This is a genomic window from Capillimicrobium parvum, assembly GCF_021172045.1.
GTDB classification, from domain to species: Bacteria; Actinomycetota; Thermoleophilia; order Solirubrobacterales; family Solirubrobacteraceae; genus Capillimicrobium; species Capillimicrobium parvum.
The window spans coordinates 99,868-115,080 of record NZ_CP087164.1 but is presented as its reverse complement, the minus strand read 5'-3'; the positions used below and the strand labels follow the sequence as shown (position 1 = coordinate 115,080).

The window sequence follows — 15,213 nt, the reverse complement described above, 5'->3', positions numbered from 1 at the left end:
TGCCGGCGGGACGTGGGCCCCGTGGGATGTCGTCAGCGTGCGGCGCCGGCCACGGCGGTGCCGTGCCGGTGCTCGAAGGCGGCCTGATCGGCGCGGACCTGGGCGGCGATCCACGCGCGCAGGCCGGGGTCCTCGCTGCCGACGGTCTCCGACAGCCCGTGGCGGATCGTCGATGTCTCGACGAGCACCGGTGGGCGTCCGGCCTCGCGCAGGCGCTGCAGCAGGTCGGTGTCCTGGTACCAGACGACGAGCTCGGGATCGAGGAACTCGCCCTCGGCCACGGCGAACTCGTCGAGGGTCTCGCGCGAGAGCGCGAAGCACCAGGCGGCGAAGTCGGTACGCATGGCGCCGTCGATCGTCAGCGGGAAGGCGACGGCGGCGCCCGCGTCGAGCGCGGCGCGCAGCGGCGGCCACCAGCCGGGCAGCAGCTCGACGTCGTCGTTGAGCACGACGGCGTAGCGGCCGCGGGCAGCGCGCAGGCCGGCGTTGACGGGCGCGGTGAAGCCCTGCGGTGGGGCGCCGTTGTCGACGACGACGATCTCGTGGGGCGCCTCGGTGGTCGCCTGTGCGGCGGCGATGCAGCGGCGCACGCGGTCGCCGGCGGCATCGAGGGTCGGGATGACGATCGTCAGCTCGACCGCCTCGCCGGGCGCGCGGCGGCAGCCGCCGGTGCGGGCGCCGGGCGCGCCGACGGCGCTGCGCTCGATCGGATCGACGCTGCCGCGACGGGCGAGCTGCGCGCAGAGCGCGGCGATCTCCAGGCCGGCGGGCGCGGCGGGAAGAGCGGGAACGTCGGTGCGGCGCACGGCGACGGCGTGCGCGGCGACGGCCGGCTCGTCGAGCGCCTGTGCGGTGACCGCGGTGGCGGCCGCGCGGCCCGGGTCGGCCAGCGCGGCCACGAGCGGGCCCAGGAAGCCGGAGGCGACCTCGGGTGCGCCGCGCAGCAGCACGACGACGTCGCCGGTGCAGCGGTGCAGGCCGCGGGTCGCGGCGGCAGCGAAGCCCTCGCGGCGCGGTGTGCGCACGACCGCGACGTCGCCGTCGAGCCGGGCGAGCAGCCCGTCGAGGCCGACGGAGGCGTCGTCGACGATGACCACCTCGTGCTCGGGCGAGCCGGCGTCGAGGGCGGCGATGGACGCCAGGCACCGCAGCGCCTGCTCGGCGCCGCCGTCGAGCACGATCAGGATCGAGGCCTGCACACCAGGGTCATCGGCCGGCGCGGCCGCGACTTGAGCTGCGTGGACGTCGAGCGTCGACTTCCTCAGCATGACGCTGAGGAACTCGACGCTCGGTGAGGCCGGGGCGGCGCCGCGGGGCCCCGGGCCCGGACCACTACACCTCGACGTCGACGTGGCCCGCCGCGTCGGGCGCGCCCGCCCGCCGGGGCGGGGACGGAGAGCGGCGCCGCGGCTCCCGCTCGCGACGCGGCTCGTCCTCCTCGCGCCGCTCCACGCGGCGCATGCCCGCCACCGGCATGACCCACCCGGGGCCGTCCGTGCGCGGGCCGATCGGGTCGATGCGCTGGTGCACCGGCGCTCAGGGCTACGCGCCCTCGGCCTCCGCGCCGGACCTCGCCGCGGCGGCCATCCGCCGCCGGAACGCCTCGACCTCGGCCATGGCCAGCTGGCGCCAGATCACGACGGCGATCAGCCACGCCGCCACGTACGCCGCGACACCCGCAGCCAGCGCCCGCAGGCCCGCGTCGAACATCGGCAGCCCGGCGCGAAGCGCGAGGAACTGGACGAGCAGGAACACGGTCAGGCCGCTCCAGGCCTTCGCCGCGCGGATCTGTCGGCGCGCCTTCGGATGGGCGCTCAGGCGCGGGGTGGTGGGGTCGGCCCCACCACCCTTGGCCGCCTTCTTGTCCTTCTTCTTGGCCATGGTGCCGTACTCCTCGGTGGGACCGGCCCGCCGCTGCAGGCGGGGGCCGGTGCGTTGGACGGATGGCTCAGCCGACGAGCTCGAGCGCGAGCGCCTCGACCAGCGCGGGACGCAGGCCGCCGCGGGTGCCGCCGCCGCGGCCGACGTAGGAGATCGGCAGCCGGGCGTCGATGGCGGCGCCGATCGCCGCGCCGAGGTGCTCGGTCTCGTCGACGTGCGTCAGCGCCAGCGCGTCGACGCCGAGCGACCGCGTGCCGCGGACCAGCTCGCCCGCCGCCCATGGCGACAGGGTCGCGGGCAGGGTCAGGTGGCACTCGTCGAGCTGCAGCCGGCGCAGCTCCGCGGCGAGGGCGCGCAGCTCCGCCTCCGCCTTCGGCGAGACGCCCGGGGTGTCGACGACGACGACCGCGCGCTCGTCGAGGCGCTCGACGAACGCGCACGCGCCGGCGGCATCCTCGGCCGCGTGAACGGCGACGCCGGCCTCGGACACGTCAGCCATGAGCTCGGCGCCGTGATCCTTCGGGCGCAGCGTGAGGCAGGCGACCGGCCGGTCGCCGCGGCGCGCGTAGGCGAGCGCGAGGCGCGACACGCACTTCGTCTTGCCCGCTCCGCCCGCGCCGACGAAGCCGATGACCACGCGGCCGGGGCGCCGGCGGGGCAGCGGCGGCAGGCAGCGCGCGAGCTGGCCCGCGACGAGCGGGCGCAGCGCGCCCTCCGAGGAGAACGGCAGCAGATGGTCGACCGCCTCGCCGACGATCTCGGCGACCAGGCCGGCGTCCATGCCCTTCCCGCTGAGCGAGCGCTGGATGGCGAGCGCGGCGTCCGGCCACGACGGCGCGACCTCCACCATGGGAGCCGGAGCGGCGACCGCGGCGGGCGCAGGCGACGGGGGCGGGACCGGCGCGGCATCGGGCGCGAACAGCGCGGCCAGCGCCGAGGCGCCCTCGCGGGCGCGCGGCGCGCCGGGCACCTCGCTGACGGCGGCCCGCTCGTCCGCCGCCTCGCGCGCATGCTCGATCAGCTGGTCCCAGCTGCCGGGCACGGCGGCGCTCACCACCGGGTCGGCGGCGGGCGCCGACTGCGCCGCGGCCAGGAGCGACTCGAAGTCGGCGTCGTCCGGCGGCGCCAGCGCCTGCGCAGCCTCCTCGACCCCGGGCACGGCGTCCACCTCGACGCACTTCTGCGCGAAGAACCCGCCGACGCCGCCGCTGCGCCCGTGACGGACCTCGACGGCGACGGCGTCCTCGCCGAGCTCCTCCTTGATCTGAGGGAGCACGTCGGCGAGGGAACGGCCGCGGAAGGTGCGCTGCTGGACGGCGGCGCCTCCTGATGACTCGCCCCGTAGAGCTGGTTCGTTGCTGTGGAGGGACCCGCGGGGTCTCACGCGCTCACGACTCCGATCGTCTCGACGTTGATGCCGGGCGTGACCTCGTTGTAGGCACACACCGAAAGCTGGGGAAGGGCCTGCGAGCACAGCCGGCGCAGGTGACGGCGCACGCGCGAGGAGCACAGCAGGACGGGCCGGCGCCCGCGCGCGACCGCGCCCTCGGACTGCGTGGCCAGCGCCTGCAGCAGCGCCTGGGCGCGCGACGGCGCCATCGCCAGGTACTCGCCCTCCGCCGTGGTCGCGATCGCGTCGGAGACCTCCTGCTCGACGGCCGGGTCGAGCGCGATCGCCTTGAGGACGTGATCGCTCTCGACGTGGGGCGCGACGATGGTCCGGCCGAGCGCCTGGCGCGCGTACTCCGCCAGGAGCGTCGGGTCCCGCGTGAGGCGGGCCTTGTCGCCGATCGCCTCGAGGATCGTCCCGAGGTCCCGGATCGAGACGCCCTCGGCGAGCAGCGCCTGCAGGACCCGCTGGATCTCGCCGACGGTCAGCAGGTCCGGGACGACCTCCTCGACCACGGCCGCGTTCTGCTCCTTCAGCCCGTCGAGCAGCTCGCGCGTGTCCTGGCGCGTCAGCAGCTCGTCGACGTGGCGGCGGATCGTCTCCGTGAGGTGGGTGACGATGACCGATTCCGCGTCGACCACGGTGTAGCCGAGCGCCTCGGCCTCGGCGCGGCCGTCGTCGGCGATCCACGTGGCGGGCAGCCCGAACGCCGGCTCGGTCGTCTCGACCCCGGAGACCTTGCCGAACGCGTCGCCCGGGTCCAGGGCGAGCTGGTGGCCGGCCATCACGCGGCCGCGGGCGACCTCGCTGCCGCGGACCTTCAGCGCGTACTCGTGGGAGCCGAGGCCCACCTCGTCGTGGATGCGGACCTTCGGCACGACGGTGCCGAGCTGCTGGGCGAGCTGCTTGCGCACGGCGCTCACGCGGCTCAGCAGCGACCCGCCGGCCGACGAGTCCACGAGCGGGACCAGGCCGAAGCCGATCGTCAGCTCGAGCGGGTCGATGGCCAGCGCCTCGTAGGGGTTGTTCGGGTTCGTCTCGGAGACGGGCTTGGGCAGCGCGGCCACCGCCGCCTCCTCGGCCGCCTTGCGGTCGGCCATCTTCGCCATGGCGCGGCCGCCGAAGAACATGAGGCCGCCGATGAGCAGGAACGGCAGCTTCGGCAGGCCCGGGACCAGCGCGAACGCGCAGATGACCGCGCCCGCGACGACCGGCGCCTTGCGCTGGCCGAGGACCTGGCCGGCGAGGTCGGTGCCGAGGTCCTTGTCGGACGTCGAGCGCGTGACGATGATGCCGGTCGCCACGGAGATGAGCAGCGCCGGGATCTGGGCGCAGAGGCCGTCGCCGACCGACAGCAGCGAGAAGTGGTTGATCGCCTCGCCGAACGGCATCCCCTGCTGGATGACGCCGACGACGATGCCGCCCGCGAGGTTGACGAACGTGATGAGCACAGCGGCGATCGCGTCGCCCTTGACGAACTTCGACGCGCCGTCCATCGCGCCGTAGAAGTCGGCCTCGTCGCTGATCTCCTTGCGCCGGCGCCGGGCCTCCTCCTCGGTGATCTGGCCGGCGTTCAGGTCCGCGTCGATCGCCATCTGCTTGCCCGGCATCGCGTCGAGGGTGAAGCGCGCGCCGACCTCGGCCACGCGCCCCGCGCCGTTCGTCACGACGACGAACTGGATGACGATGAGGATGAGGAAGATGACCAGGCCGACGACGACGTTGCCGCCCACGACGAACTTGCCGAACGCCTCGACGACGTGGCCGGCGTCGCCGTGCAGCAGGATGAGCCGCGTGACGCTGACGTTGATCGCGAGGCGGAACAGCGTCGTGAGCAGCAGCAGCGACGGGAACGACGAGAAGTCGAGCGCGCGCGGCAGGTAGAGCGTCGCGATGACCACCGCGAGCGCCGCCGAGATGTTCGCGGTGATCATCAGGTCCAGCAGCATCGGCGGCAGCGGGACGACCATCATCACGACGACGAGCACCACGACGAGCGCGGCGACGAGATCCGAGTAGCGCTGGGCGCGCTTGAGCAGGCTGGTCATTCGGGGAAGGGCGACTCGTGGAAGGGGCGAGTCGCCCCGGTGATCGGCCCGGCACGGCGAGCCTTGAGCGGGCGTGACCGCCGATCCCCGGCGGCGGGTACCGTGGCGCGCATGGCAACCGCCGCCACCCCCAGCCCGCGCGCGCAGCGCACGCGCGCCGCGCTCGTCGCGGGCGCGCGCACGGTGTTCGAGCGCGACGGCTTCGTCGACGCGCGCATCGTCGACATCGCGCGCGAGGCGGGCGTGGCGACCGGTTCGTTCTATACGTACTTCAACGGCAAGGACGCGGCGTTCGCCGCGGTCCTCGAGGAGCTGCGCGAGGAGATGCTGCACCCGCGGCTCGAGGTGGCCGGCGACGCGGACCCGCTCGAGGTCGTCGAGGCGGCCAACCGCGCGTACCTCGAGGCGTACCGGCGCAACGCTCGGCTCATGGAGCTCATGGAGCAGGTCGCGGCGGTCGACCCCGCCGTGCGGCGGCTGCGCCTCGAGCGCGGCGAGGCGTTCGCCGCCCGAAACGCGCACGCGATCGCACAGCTGCAGGAGCGCGGGCTGGCCGACCCGCAGCTCGACCCGGCGCTGACCGCGCACGCCATCTCCTCGATGGTCAGCCGGACGGCCGCCCTCGCCTTCGTGCACGGCGCCGTGACCGACGACGTCGAGGTGCTGACGGCGACGCTGACGCGCCTATGGGCCAACGCCCTGCGATTGGTGCAGTAGGGTCGCACCAAGTGCCGGTCTCACGGAAGGGATGGGGATGCTGGGATCACGGTGGATCGCGCCGCTGCGGCGGCTGGGGCCGGTGCTGGCGACGATCGTCGTCCTCTGCGGCGCCGCGCCCGCGCTGGCGTCCGCGGCCGACCGCTACGTCGCGACGACCGGCAGCGACGCGGCCAACAACTGCCTGACCCAGGCCACGCCGTGCCTGACCGTGCAGCACGCGGTCCTGCAGTCCGGCAACGGCGATGACGTCAACGTCGCGACGGGCACGTACGCGGAGTCGGTGACCGTCGGCGTGAGCGTCGAGATCGACGGCCCGTTCGGCGGCACGGCGGGCGGCGACCCCTCCCGCGGCGGGGCCGGCGAGGCGCGCATCGTGGGCGTCGGCACGAACCCGGCGATCACCATCGAGGCCGACGGCGTCGGGATCCAGGGCATGGCCCTCGGGCCGGCGAGCGGCCCCGCGGCCGCCGGCACGACCGGGGTCCACCTCGACGACTTCTCCACGACGACCGCCATCGTCGACACGCTGATCGAGAACGTCGCGCGCGGCGTGGACCTCAAGGACGGGTCGTTCCCGATCATGGTGTTCAGCGCCGTCCACGGCGCCGGCGACGCCGCCGTGGTCCTCGAGCACGTCGAGGGTCCGTTCTTCGCCGACAACGAGCTCACCGACGGCGACGGCGACGGCATCCGCTTCGCCGCGGGCCTCGCCCCGACGACCAGTATCACGTTCGACGACAACGACGTCTTCGACCTCGGCGGCGGAGGGGTCCTCGTCGAGTCCGGCGCCCTCGCCGGCGGTGAGCCGATGCACGGCAACCGCATCGCCGCGACCGCGGATCCGGGCCTCACGGCGCCCGCCGGGGCGGTCGACGCGACCGACAACTGGTGGGGCTGCAACACCGGCCCGGACACCGCGGGCTGCGACGACACGTCGGGCGTGGACCCGGCCGACGTCTCGCCGTGGACGGTGATGACGCTGAGCGCCGCTCCGACCACGATCGCCACGAACGGCGCCGCGAGCGACGTCACCGCCTCGTTCAACACGAACAGCGACGGCGACGACATCGGTCCGCCCGAGCAGGGCGTCCCGGACCACCTCACGGTCGCGTTCTCGACCACCCTGGGCGCGATCGACCCGACCGCGTGCACCTGCGGCGGCGAGGCGCTCGCCACGTTGACCTCCGGCGCCGCCGCCGGGACCGCCGACGTCACGGCCACCATCGATGGGGAGTCGCTGACGACGCAGGTGCAGATCGTGGGGCCGTCGGCCTCGCTGACGCCAGCGAGCGTGGACTTCGGCTCCGTCGAGCTCGGGAGGGCGTCGCGCCTGCAGTCCTTCGCGCTGCGCAACACCGGCGTCGTGCCGCTCCCAGTCGACGACGTCGGCTTCACCCCGCCCGACTTCGCCGACTTCGAGATCCCCGCCGGCGCCGACGGCTGCACCGGGCGCACGCTCGACCCGGGCAGGGCGTGCATCGTCAAGGCGCGCTTCGTCCCGACCGGCTCGCCGGGCGGCCGCAGCTCGTTCCTCGCCGTCGGCAGCAACGGAGCGACCGTCGCCGGCGCGCCGTTGAGCGGCGTCGCGCTGACGGCGGCGAAGGCCAGGCTCGCCCCGATCGCGCCGGTCGACTTCGGCACCGTGCCGGTCGGCCAGCGGTCCGCGCTGCGGGCGTGGAGCGTCAAGAACGTCGGCCAGGGCGACGTCACGCTCGGGTCGATCGCGCTGACCGGGGAGTACGCCAACCAGTACCTCATGCCCACCGACCGCGACCACTGCACGGGCACGACGCTGAGCCCCGGCGAGTCGTGCAGCCTGCGCATCCGCTTCGCGCCGAACAGCGCCGGCGGCAAGCCCACGACGCTCGAGGTGCCCAGCGACGCGGTGCCGACCCTCGAGAGCTCGATCACGGGCAGCGGGACCACCGCGCCGGCGATCCGCGCGACGCCGTCGCCGCTGGACTTCGGCGACGTCGCGGTGGGCAGCCGGACCAGGGGCCGCAACATCACCGTCAAGAACACGGGCGGCAGCGACCTGACCCTCGGGGCCGCGGAGCTGACCGGCAGCGAGACCGACCAGTTCGTCATCACGCGGGACACGTGCGACGGGGTGACGCTCGCGCCGAGGGAGTTCTGCACGATCAGGGTGCGCTTCGCGCCCACCGGGGCGGCCGGGCCGCGCAACGCGGGCGTGCAGATCCTGACGGACGGCCCGCCGGCCACCGGCGAGCTCCAGGGCAACGCGATCGAGACATAGCGGGCCTGCCCCCGGGCTCGCACGTCAGGGGACCCACCGGATGCGAGCCGTCGCGCCCGCCGCGATCATGGGCATGTACGAGCACATGCACGAGGACGACCACATGGACGGGGGAGGGTGCGATGAGTTGGCGAATCGCCGGCAGCTACTTCGAGTCCTGCAACTGCGACGCGATCTGCCCGTGCCGCCGCATCGACGGCGTCCCCGGCGGGCGCTCGACGCACGGCGTGTGCATGGGCCTGCTCTCGTGGGTCATCGCGGAGGGCGCCGCGGACGGGGTCCAGCTCGGCGGTCTTGCGGTCGCGCTCGTCCTCCGCTACAGCGATGACGAGCCGGGCTCGCCCTGGACCTGGATCCTCTATCTCGACGCGAACGCCACCGGCCAGCAGCGGGACGCCCTGGAGGCGATCTTCCGCGGCCGGCTGGGCGGCGACGCCGAGACGCACTTCCCGTGGACGTGGAAGAACGCCGACGCGGTCGCCGTGCGATCGGTGGACATCGACGTGCATCACACCCGCCGCCGCCAGCGGCTGCGCATCCGCGACCACGTCTCGGTCCAGATCCGCGATCGCTACGAGACCGAGTCGACCGTGAGCTGCGTGATCCCCGGCCATCATCGCGCCGGCGAGGAGCTCGTCACCGAGCGGCTCAGCGTCCGCGAGGACGCGGGGCTCGTGTTCGACCTCAGCGGCGTCTGCGGCTACGCGACGACGTTCGACTACGCCGGGTAGCGGCCCCAGAATGACGAAAGGCCCCGGCCGAAGCCGGGACCTTCCGTTTTTGGTGTCTGATTCAGTGGCCGGCGCCCGGAGGAGAGGAGAGAGGACACCGGCCGGTCATTCACCCGTACTCGTCGCGCCCGGGGTCGGCGGGCATATATGGGCGACGAGCAAGCCGTACGGTAGCAGACTGTTAGGGGGCTATGCAAGGAGAACTCGCCCGTTATCGGGTCGTCAACACCTTCCTCGTCCGGTAAACGAACGCGAGGAGCTGCGCGACGGCGCCGAAGAGCTCCTCGGGGATCTGGTGCCCCACCTCGACCGAGGCGTGCAGCGTGCGCGCCAGCGGCGGGTCCGGCACGATCGCCACACCGTGCTCGCTCGCGATCGCGCGGATGCGCGCCGCCACCAGGTCCACGCCCTTCGCCACGACCTCGGGCGCGGGGTTGGACCCGTCGTAGCGCAGCGCCACCGCGTAGTGCGTCGGGTTCGTCACGACGACGTCGGCCGTCGGCACGTCGGTCATCATCCGCGCGCGCGACGCGGCCATCTGGCGCCGGCGCATCGCGCCCCGGACCTCGGCCGGCAGCTGCTGCTGCTTGGCCTCGTCCTTGACCTCCTGCTTGTCCATGCGCATCGACTTGTCCGTGCGATGGCGCTGCCAGACGAAGTCGATCACCCCGATGACGAGGTAGGCGATCGCCGCGCGCTTGGCCATGGAGAAGATGCTCGAGGCCATCGCCCCGGCGAGCTCGCCGGGCTCCATGCCGACCATCGCCCCGAGCTCGGTGAGCTGCGGCACGAGCGCGGCCGCGACGATGGCCCCCACGACGGTGAGCTTCGTCAGCGACTTGCCCAGCTCGAAGGCGGCCTGCGGGCCGTAGATGTTCTTGACGCCCTTGATCGGGTTCAGGCGCTTCGGGTCCGGCTTCAGCCCGGCCATGCTCGGCCGCGGGCGCACCATCACGACGTTGACGACGATCGCCGCGGCGACGCACGCGCCCACCAGGGGCGCCAGCGCCGACCCGACGTGCTTGCAGATGGCCAGCAGGACCGACGGCAGGCCGCGCTCGCTGACGACCTCCGGGTGGGCGGTCAGCTGCAGCGTGGAGGTCATCACGTCCGCGAGGTGGGCGGCGATGGCGGGCCCGGTCGCACCCAGCGCCAACAGGCCCGCGAGCAGGACGGCGGCGCCGCCGAGGTCGGCCGACCGTGCGACCTGCCCCTTCCTGCGCGCTTCGTCGCGCCGTTTCGGGGTCGCCTTCTCGGTCTTGTCGGCCACGGGCGGGAGAGCTCCCCTATCCGACCTTGAGGGTGTGTAGCGCCTGCGACACGCTGGACTGCAACTCGCCCGAGAGCCAGCCGGCGACGTACGGCAGCGTCACCCCGATCAGGATGAGCCCCACGAGCAGCTTCACCGGGAAGCCGACGCCGAAGACGTTGAGCGACGGCACCACCCGCGACACCAGTCCGAACGCCGCGTCCGTGAGGACGAGCGCGAGCATGATCGGGCCCGCGACCTGCACCGCCGAGCTGAAGATGGTGACGAACGACTGCACCGCGCCGCCGACCAGCGCACTGAGCGACGGCATCTGCGTCACCCCCACGACGTCGTAGGTGTGGGCCAGACCGGCGAGGACCCAGGCGTCCCCGTCGATGGCGATGAACACGACGACGCCGAGCAGGCTGTAGAGCTGGGCGAGCACGGTGGTCTGCGTGCCGTTGACGGGGTCCACCAGCGAGCCGAACGAGAAGCCGATGAGGTAGTCCAGGAACGACCCGGCCACGCTGAGCGCCGCGAACAGCGCACCGAGCGCGAACGCGAACGCCATGCCGACGAGCAGCTCCTTGAGGATCAGCCCCGCGATCGTCCACAGGTCGGCCGGCAGGTGCTCGCCGCCGGCGACGACCGGGGCCAGCCCGATGGCCAGGGCCACGGCCACGATCGCGCGCACGCGCACCGGCACGAGCTTGCTCGAGAACAACGGAGCGAAGAAGAACAGCGGCGTGACCCGCGCGAGCACCAGGAAGAAGCCGGTGATCGCCTGGGCCCCGAACTGCTGCAGGACGACGTCGGGCATCGGGCGGCGGCGCGGGGCGGGCGCGGCCGCTAGGCGCCGACGAGCGACGGGATGCTGAGCCAGAGCTCCTGCGCGTAGCTCAGCAGCTGGTTGAGCATCCACGGGCCGCCGACCAGCAGCACGGCGAACGTGGCCAGGATCTTGGGGATGAAGGTCAGCGTCTGCTCCTGGATCTGCGTGACCGATTGGAACACGCTGACGACCAGGCCGACGGTCAGGCCGGCGAGGAGGAGCGGCAGCGCGACCTTCATGGTCAGGCTGAGCGCCTGCGTGGCGAGGCTGACGACGACGTCTTGGTCCATGGCGGGCAGTCCGTCCTCAATGGAAGCTCTGCACGAGCGATTGGGTGACGAGGTCCCAGCCGTCGACCAGCACGAAGAGCAGGATCTTGAACGGCAGGGCGATGAAGACGGGCGGCAGCATCACCATGCCCATCGACATCAAGGTGGTACTGACGACGAGGTCGATGACCAGGAACGGCAGGAAGATCAGGAAGCCGATCTGGAACGCCGTCTTCAGCTCGGAGATGATGAACGCGGGGATGAGGACCCACGTCGGCACGTCGGCGCGCGTCTTGGGCTGCGGCTGCTTGGCGAGCTTGACGAACAGCGCCAGGTCCTTCTCGCGCGTCTGCTTGAACATGAACTCCCGCAGGGGGACCTGACCGCGCTCGAGCGCCTGCTGCTGGGTGATCTTGTCGTCCTTCAGCGGGTCGATCGCCACCTTCTTGATCTCGCCGAAGGTCGGTGCCATGACGAAGATCGTCAGGAACACCGCGATGCCGACGAGCACCTGGTTGGGTGGCGCGCTCTGGGTGCCGAGGCCGCTGCGGATGAAGCCGAGGACGATGAGGATCCGCGTGAAGCCGGTGACGCAGAAGAGCATCGCGGGGATCAGCGTGAGCCCGGCGATCAACAGCAGGAGCTGGACGGCGTTCGAGCCCGAGCCCATCAGCGGGCCGTCCGGTCGCGCAGCGCGTCGATGAAGCTCGGGCGGCGCTTGCCGTCGGACGGCGGCGGCTCGTCGTCGCTGGCGTCGAGGCCGAGCCGGCGCGCCTCATCCTCGGTGTAGGTGCGGATCGGGACGACGCCGTGCTCGGCGACGCCGACGAGGACGAGCTCGCGGCCGGCACGGACGAGGTGCAGCGAGCGGCCGGGCCCGAGGGCGACGACGGCGGCTGTCGCCAGGCCGTTGCCGCGGGTGCGCTCCTCGCGCGAGGACTTGACCTGGCGCAGCACCCACGCGATGCCGTAGATGACGGCGATCACGATCGCCAGGCCGACGAAGGTGCGCACGAGGCTGCCCCCGCCGCCGCCGGAGCCCAGCGGCTTGGGATCGCTCGTCGGCAGGTTCAGCGGCGTGTCCTCGCCCGTGCCGGTGGGTGCCGCGTACGCATACGCGGGCAGCACGAGGAGCATCGCCGAGGCCGCCGTCACGGCCTTGCGGAAGTGGGGAATCGACATTCGTCTGAGGTGACTCGATGGGACACCCGCCCACCCGGTCCGCCCGGTAGTCGGTCGGTCCGCCGGCCACTTGAGCCCCTCAAGTGGGGCACCGCGCGGCCGACCAAACCCGGTAGTCAGCCACAAGCTCCTACGAGGTCCTTGCATGTCCACCGAGTCCGACCGCCAGCTCGTCGTCTTCTCGCTCGGCGACGAGGAGTACGCGTTGCCCATCACGCAGGTGCACGAGATCATCCGGTGGACCGAGCCCCGCTCGGTCGCCTCCGACGAGGCGTGGGTCCGCGGCGTCATCTCCCTGCGCGGGAAGATCGTGCCGGTCTACGACCTCGCCGCCCGGCTGGGGCTGCCGTCCGAGCGCCCCGAGCACGCGAAGATCGTCATCGTCGAGACCGCCAGCGACATGGCCGGCGTCATCGTCGACGACGTGGAGGAGGTCCTCACGGTCGACGTCGACGCGCTCGACACCGTCCCGGCCGCGGGCGACCCCGCGATCGAGGCCATCGCGAAGATCGACCAGCGCCTGGTCGTGCTGCTGGATCCGGTCGGCCTCTTCGGCGGCGGCGTACCCGACACCGAGCTGGTCGCCGAGACCGTCTGACTCCCCGCCTGCTTCGGATCTACGCCCGCCATGTCCACCGCCACCGATGCCCGGATCGTCGTCGCCGACGACTCGAGCCTGATGCGCCGGATCGTTGCGAACGCCCTCGAGAAGGAGGGCTTCACCGTGGTCGGCGCCGCCGCGGACGGCGACGAGGCGCTGGCACTCTGCCGGCGCCACCGTCCCGCCGCGATGACGCTCGACCTCACGATGCCCGGCCTCGACGGCATGGGCGTGCTGCGCGAGCTGCGATCCAATCCCGCCCACCCCGCCTCCGGCGTCCCGGTGGTGGTCGTCTCGGCCTTCTCGCCCGTCCACGGCGCCCGCGCGGTGGACGCGCTGGCCGAGGGGGCCTTCGATCTGGTCGCCAAGCCGGCCGCGGGCGAGCCGCTCTCGTCGTTCGTCTGCGAGCTCGGCGACAAGGTGCGCGCCGCCACCGCGTCGCGGCGTCCGCGCCTGACCGGGATCGGCAACGGCCACCTCAAGCGCCCGGCGGCGCCGCGCACGCCGCGGCGGGTGGGCGGCCCGGCGGCACGGCCCGCCTCGCGCACCGCCCGCGCGGTCGTCATCGCCTCCTCGACCGGCGGCCCGCGCGCCCTCGCGGACCTGATGCCCAAGCTGCCCGCGCGGCTTGGCGCCGGAACGCTGATCGTGCAGCACATGCCGGCCGGGTTCACCGCGTCGCTGGCGCAGCGGCTGGACCGCGCCAGCCGCCTGAGCATCGTCGAGGCGTCCGGCACCGAGTCGCTCGACCCGTGCCTGGCGCTGCTGGCGCCCGGCGGGTCGCACCTGCGCCTCGCCGAGGGCCGCCGCGCGCTCCTCTCGGACGCGCCGCCCATCGGCGCGCTGCGCCCGCGGGCGGACCTCACCATCGTCGACGTCGCCGCCGCCTACGGCGAGCGGACGCTGCTGGTCGTGCTGACCGGCATGGGTCGCGACGGCCTCGACGGCGCACGCGAGGTCAAGCGCCGCGGCGGGCGGGTGCTCGTCGAGGCGGAGTCGAGCTGCACCGTCTACGGCATGCCGCGCGCGGTGGCCGAGGCCGGCCTGGCCGACGCGATCGTCGACCTGAGCGAGCTCCCCCAGGCGATCACCCAGGAGGCCGGAGCATGAGGCCCTGCGGGCCCACCCACACCGACGACTCAGCCCGCGGCGCGACTTCATCGGGTGGGCCCTGCGAGCCCACCCAAGCCAACGACTCGGCCCGCGGCGCGACGGCACCGGGTGGACCCCGCGGGTCCGCAGCCACGAACGTCCCCCGCGCCGCGGGTGCCAGCCGCGACGACTACGAGACCTTCTGCGACGGCGTGCGCGGCCTCTGTCACGTGGATCTCGCCCAGTACAAGCGCGGTCAGATGGAGCGCCGCATCCGCTCCTTCGCCCACCGGCGCGGCAGCGACGGCCTGACCGACTACCTCACCGTGCTGCGCCGCGAGCCGTCCGAGCTCGACGACTTCCTCGACCGCATGACGATCAACGTCTCCCAGCTCTGGCGCAACCCCGAGCAGTGGGCGCTGATCGGCGACTCGATCCTGCCCGAGCTCGCCGCCGCGGGGCGCGGGATCACGGCGTGGAGCGCCGGCTGCTCCTACGGCGCCGAGGCCTACACGCTCGCCGCGCTGTGCCGTGAGAACGCCCCCGGCGCCCGCGCGACCATCCGCGGCACCGACATCGACAAGCGCATGGTCGAGCGCGCCCACGAGGGCCGCTTCACCGACGAGGACGCCCGCACGGCGCCGCGCGCGCTGCTCGAGCGCCACTTCGACGCGGTCGACGGCGGCTGGCGGGCGCGCCGGGAGCTGCGCGACGCGTGCCGCTTCGAGGTCGGCGACCTGCTGCGCATGACCGTGGCGCCCGGCCGCCTCGACCTGGTGCTCTGCCGCAACACCGTCATCTACTTCACCGACGACGTCCGCAACGCCCTGCACGCGCGGCTCGCGCAGGCCCTGCGCCCGGGCGGCTACCTCGTCATCGGCTCGACCGAGCGGGTGCAGGACCCGCGCGAGATGGACCTGACGCCGACCCACCCCTTCGTCTACCGCAAGGCCTGAACCGA

General features: G+C 73.3%; 16 protein-coding genes. 6 read left to right on the top strand and 10 right to left on the bottom strand.

The annotated features are described in order from the left end of the window. Nucleotides 1–32 precede the first annotated feature (32 nt). The 5 genes from DSM104329_RS00580 to flhA form a co-directional block, all read right to left on the bottom strand. Nucleotides 33–1,268: a glycosyltransferase family 2 protein gene (locus DSM104329_RS00580; protein WP_259313446.1), complete on the bottom strand. Its 1,236-nt coding sequence runs from the start codon at nt 1,266–1,268 to the stop codon at nt 33–35. A gap of 64 nt (nt 1,269–1,332) precedes the next feature. Beyond that, the gene (locus DSM104329_RS00575; protein WP_259313445.1) at nt 1,333–1,530 is read right to left on the bottom strand and encodes a hypothetical protein; all 198 of its coding nucleotides are present in this window, start codon (nt 1,528–1,530) and stop codon (nt 1,333–1,335) included. Between the two features lie 12 nt (nt 1,531–1,542). Then, on the bottom strand, nt 1,543–1,881 hold the full coding sequence (locus DSM104329_RS00570) for a hypothetical protein (RefSeq protein ID WP_259313444.1): 339 nt from the start codon (nt 1,879–1,881) through the stop codon (nt 1,543–1,545). Between the two features lie 67 nt (nt 1,882–1,948). Then, entirely contained in the window at nt 1,949–3,157 is a 1,209-nt protein-coding gene (locus DSM104329_RS00565; RefSeq protein WP_259313443.1) for a hypothetical protein, read from the bottom strand. Nucleotides 3,158–3,261: 104 nt separating this feature from the next. Next, nucleotides 3,262–5,319 (bottom strand): flagellar biosynthesis protein FlhA, encoded by a 2,058-nt coding sequence (flhA, locus tag DSM104329_RS00560; protein WP_259313442.1) that lies wholly within the window; start codon nt 5,317–5,319, stop codon nt 3,262–3,264. A gap of 111 nt (nt 5,320–5,430) precedes the next feature. Between flhA and DSM104329_RS00555 the strand changes: the two genes are divergently transcribed. The 3 genes from DSM104329_RS00555 to DSM104329_RS00545 all read left to right on the top strand — a co-directional run bounded on the left by DSM104329_RS00555 (nt 5,431) and on the right by DSM104329_RS00545 (nt 9,027). Further along, entirely contained in the window at nt 5,431–6,036 is a 606-nt protein-coding gene (locus tag DSM104329_RS00555; protein WP_259313441.1) for a TetR/AcrR family transcriptional regulator, read from the top strand. Between the two features lie 37 nt (nt 6,037–6,073). Continuing rightward, nucleotides 6,074–8,296 (top strand): choice-of-anchor D domain-containing protein, encoded by a 2,223-nt coding sequence (locus tag DSM104329_RS00550; RefSeq protein WP_259313440.1) that lies wholly within the window; start codon nt 6,074–6,076, stop codon nt 8,294–8,296. Between the two features lie 122 nt (nt 8,297–8,418). Continuing rightward, nucleotides 8,419–9,027, top strand: coding sequence for a DUF1326 domain-containing protein (locus tag DSM104329_RS00545; protein ID WP_259313439.1), 609 nt, complete (start codon nt 8,419–8,421; stop codon nt 9,025–9,027). A gap of 211 nt (nt 9,028–9,238) precedes the next feature. Here DSM104329_RS00545 and flhB read toward each other — a convergent pair whose 3' ends face one another. The 5 genes from flhB to DSM104329_RS00520 are packed head-to-tail and all read right to left on the bottom strand — an operon-like array spanning nt 9,239 to nt 12,559. Beyond that, entirely contained in the window at nt 9,239–10,297 is a 1,059-nt protein-coding gene (gene flhB / locus DSM104329_RS00540) for a flagellar biosynthesis protein FlhB (protein ID WP_259313438.1), read from the bottom strand. Nucleotides 10,298–10,313: 16 nt separating this feature from the next. After that, nucleotides 10,314–11,096, bottom strand: a complete 783-nt coding sequence (gene fliR / locus DSM104329_RS00535; RefSeq protein WP_259313437.1) for a flagellar biosynthetic protein FliR — start codon at nt 11,094–11,096, stop codon at nt 10,314–10,316. Between the two features lie 29 nt (nt 11,097–11,125). Continuing rightward, nucleotides 11,126–11,398: a flagellar biosynthesis protein FliQ gene (fliQ, locus tag DSM104329_RS00530; protein WP_259313436.1), complete on the bottom strand. Its 273-nt coding sequence runs from the start codon at nt 11,396–11,398 to the stop codon at nt 11,126–11,128. 16 nt (nt 11,399–11,414) lie between these two features. Further along, nucleotides 11,415–12,047: a flagellar type III secretion system pore protein FliP gene (fliP, locus tag DSM104329_RS00525; RefSeq protein WP_259313435.1), complete on the bottom strand. Its 633-nt coding sequence runs from the start codon at nt 12,045–12,047 to the stop codon at nt 11,415–11,417. Then, nucleotides 12,047–12,559, bottom strand: coding sequence for a FliO/MopB family protein (locus tag DSM104329_RS00520; protein WP_259313434.1), 513 nt, complete (start codon nt 12,557–12,559; stop codon nt 12,047–12,049). Before DSM104329_RS00520 ends, fliP begins: the two co-directional genes overlap by 1 nt. 145 nt (nt 12,560–12,704) lie before the next feature. Here DSM104329_RS00520 and DSM104329_RS00515 point away from each other — a divergent pair, with 145 nt between their 5' ends. The 3 genes from DSM104329_RS00515 to DSM104329_RS00505 are packed head-to-tail and all read left to right on the top strand — an operon-like array spanning nt 12,705 to nt 15,208. Continuing rightward, on the top strand, nt 12,705–13,157 hold the full coding sequence (locus DSM104329_RS00515; protein WP_259313433.1) for a chemotaxis protein CheW: 453 nt from the start codon (nt 12,705–12,707) through the stop codon (nt 13,155–13,157). Between the two features lie 30 nt (nt 13,158–13,187). Continuing rightward, the gene (locus DSM104329_RS00510; RefSeq protein WP_259313432.1) at nt 13,188–14,270 is read left to right on the top strand and encodes a chemotaxis protein CheB; all 1,083 of its coding nucleotides are present in this window, start codon (nt 13,188–13,190) and stop codon (nt 14,268–14,270) included. Beyond that, entirely contained in the window at nt 14,267–15,208 is a 942-nt protein-coding gene (locus DSM104329_RS00505; protein WP_259313431.1) for a CheR family methyltransferase, read from the top strand. The genes DSM104329_RS00510 and DSM104329_RS00505 overlap by 4 nt, the downstream gene beginning before the upstream one ends. Nucleotides 15,209–15,213: the final 5 nt, after the last annotated feature.

What these genes read in the sequence shown, in the direction of transcription:
- DSM104329_RS00570 (WP_259313444.1), bottom strand. Translation starts at nt 1,881, where the DNA reads ATGGCCAAGAAGAAGGACAAGAAGGCGGCCAAGGGTGGTGGGGCCGAC.
- DSM104329_RS00505 (WP_259313431.1), top strand. Translation starts at nt 14,267, where the DNA reads ATGAGGCCCTGCGGGCCCACCCACACCGACGACTCAGCCCGCGGCGCG.
- fliR (WP_259313437.1), bottom strand. Translation starts at nt 11,096, where the DNA reads ATGCCCGACGTCGTCCTGCAGCAGTTCGGGGCCCAGGCGATCACCGGC.
- fliP (WP_259313435.1), bottom strand. Translation starts at nt 12,047, where the DNA reads ATGGGCTCGGGCTCGAACGCCGTCCAGCTCCTGCTGTTGATCGCCGGG.
- flhA (WP_259313442.1), bottom strand. Translation starts at nt 5,319, where the DNA reads ATGACCAGCCTGCTCAAGCGCGCCCAGCGCTACTCGGATCTCGTCGCC.
- DSM104329_RS00520 (WP_259313434.1), bottom strand. Translation starts at nt 12,559, where the DNA reads ATGTCGATTCCCCACTTCCGCAAGGCCGTGACGGCGGCCTCGGCGATG.
- fliQ (WP_259313436.1), bottom strand. Translation starts at nt 11,398, where the DNA reads ATGGACCAAGACGTCGTCGTCAGCCTCGCCACGCAGGCGCTCAGCCTG.
- DSM104329_RS00555 (WP_259313441.1), top strand. Translation starts at nt 5,431, where the DNA reads ATGGCAACCGCCGCCACCCCCAGCCCGCGCGCGCAGCGCACGCGCGCC.
- DSM104329_RS00550 (WP_259313440.1), top strand. Translation starts at nt 6,074, where the DNA reads ATGCTGGGATCACGGTGGATCGCGCCGCTGCGGCGGCTGGGGCCGGTG.
- DSM104329_RS00515 (WP_259313433.1), top strand. Translation starts at nt 12,705, where the DNA reads ATGTCCACCGAGTCCGACCGCCAGCTCGTCGTCTTCTCGCTCGGCGAC.
- DSM104329_RS00545 (WP_259313439.1), top strand. Translation starts at nt 8,419, where the DNA reads ATGAGTTGGCGAATCGCCGGCAGCTACTTCGAGTCCTGCAACTGCGAC.
- DSM104329_RS00510 (WP_259313432.1), top strand. Translation starts at nt 13,188, where the DNA reads ATGTCCACCGCCACCGATGCCCGGATCGTCGTCGCCGACGACTCGAGC.
- DSM104329_RS00580 (WP_259313446.1), bottom strand. Translation starts at nt 1,268, where the DNA reads ATGCTGAGGAAGTCGACGCTCGACGTCCACGCAGCTCAAGTCGCGGCC.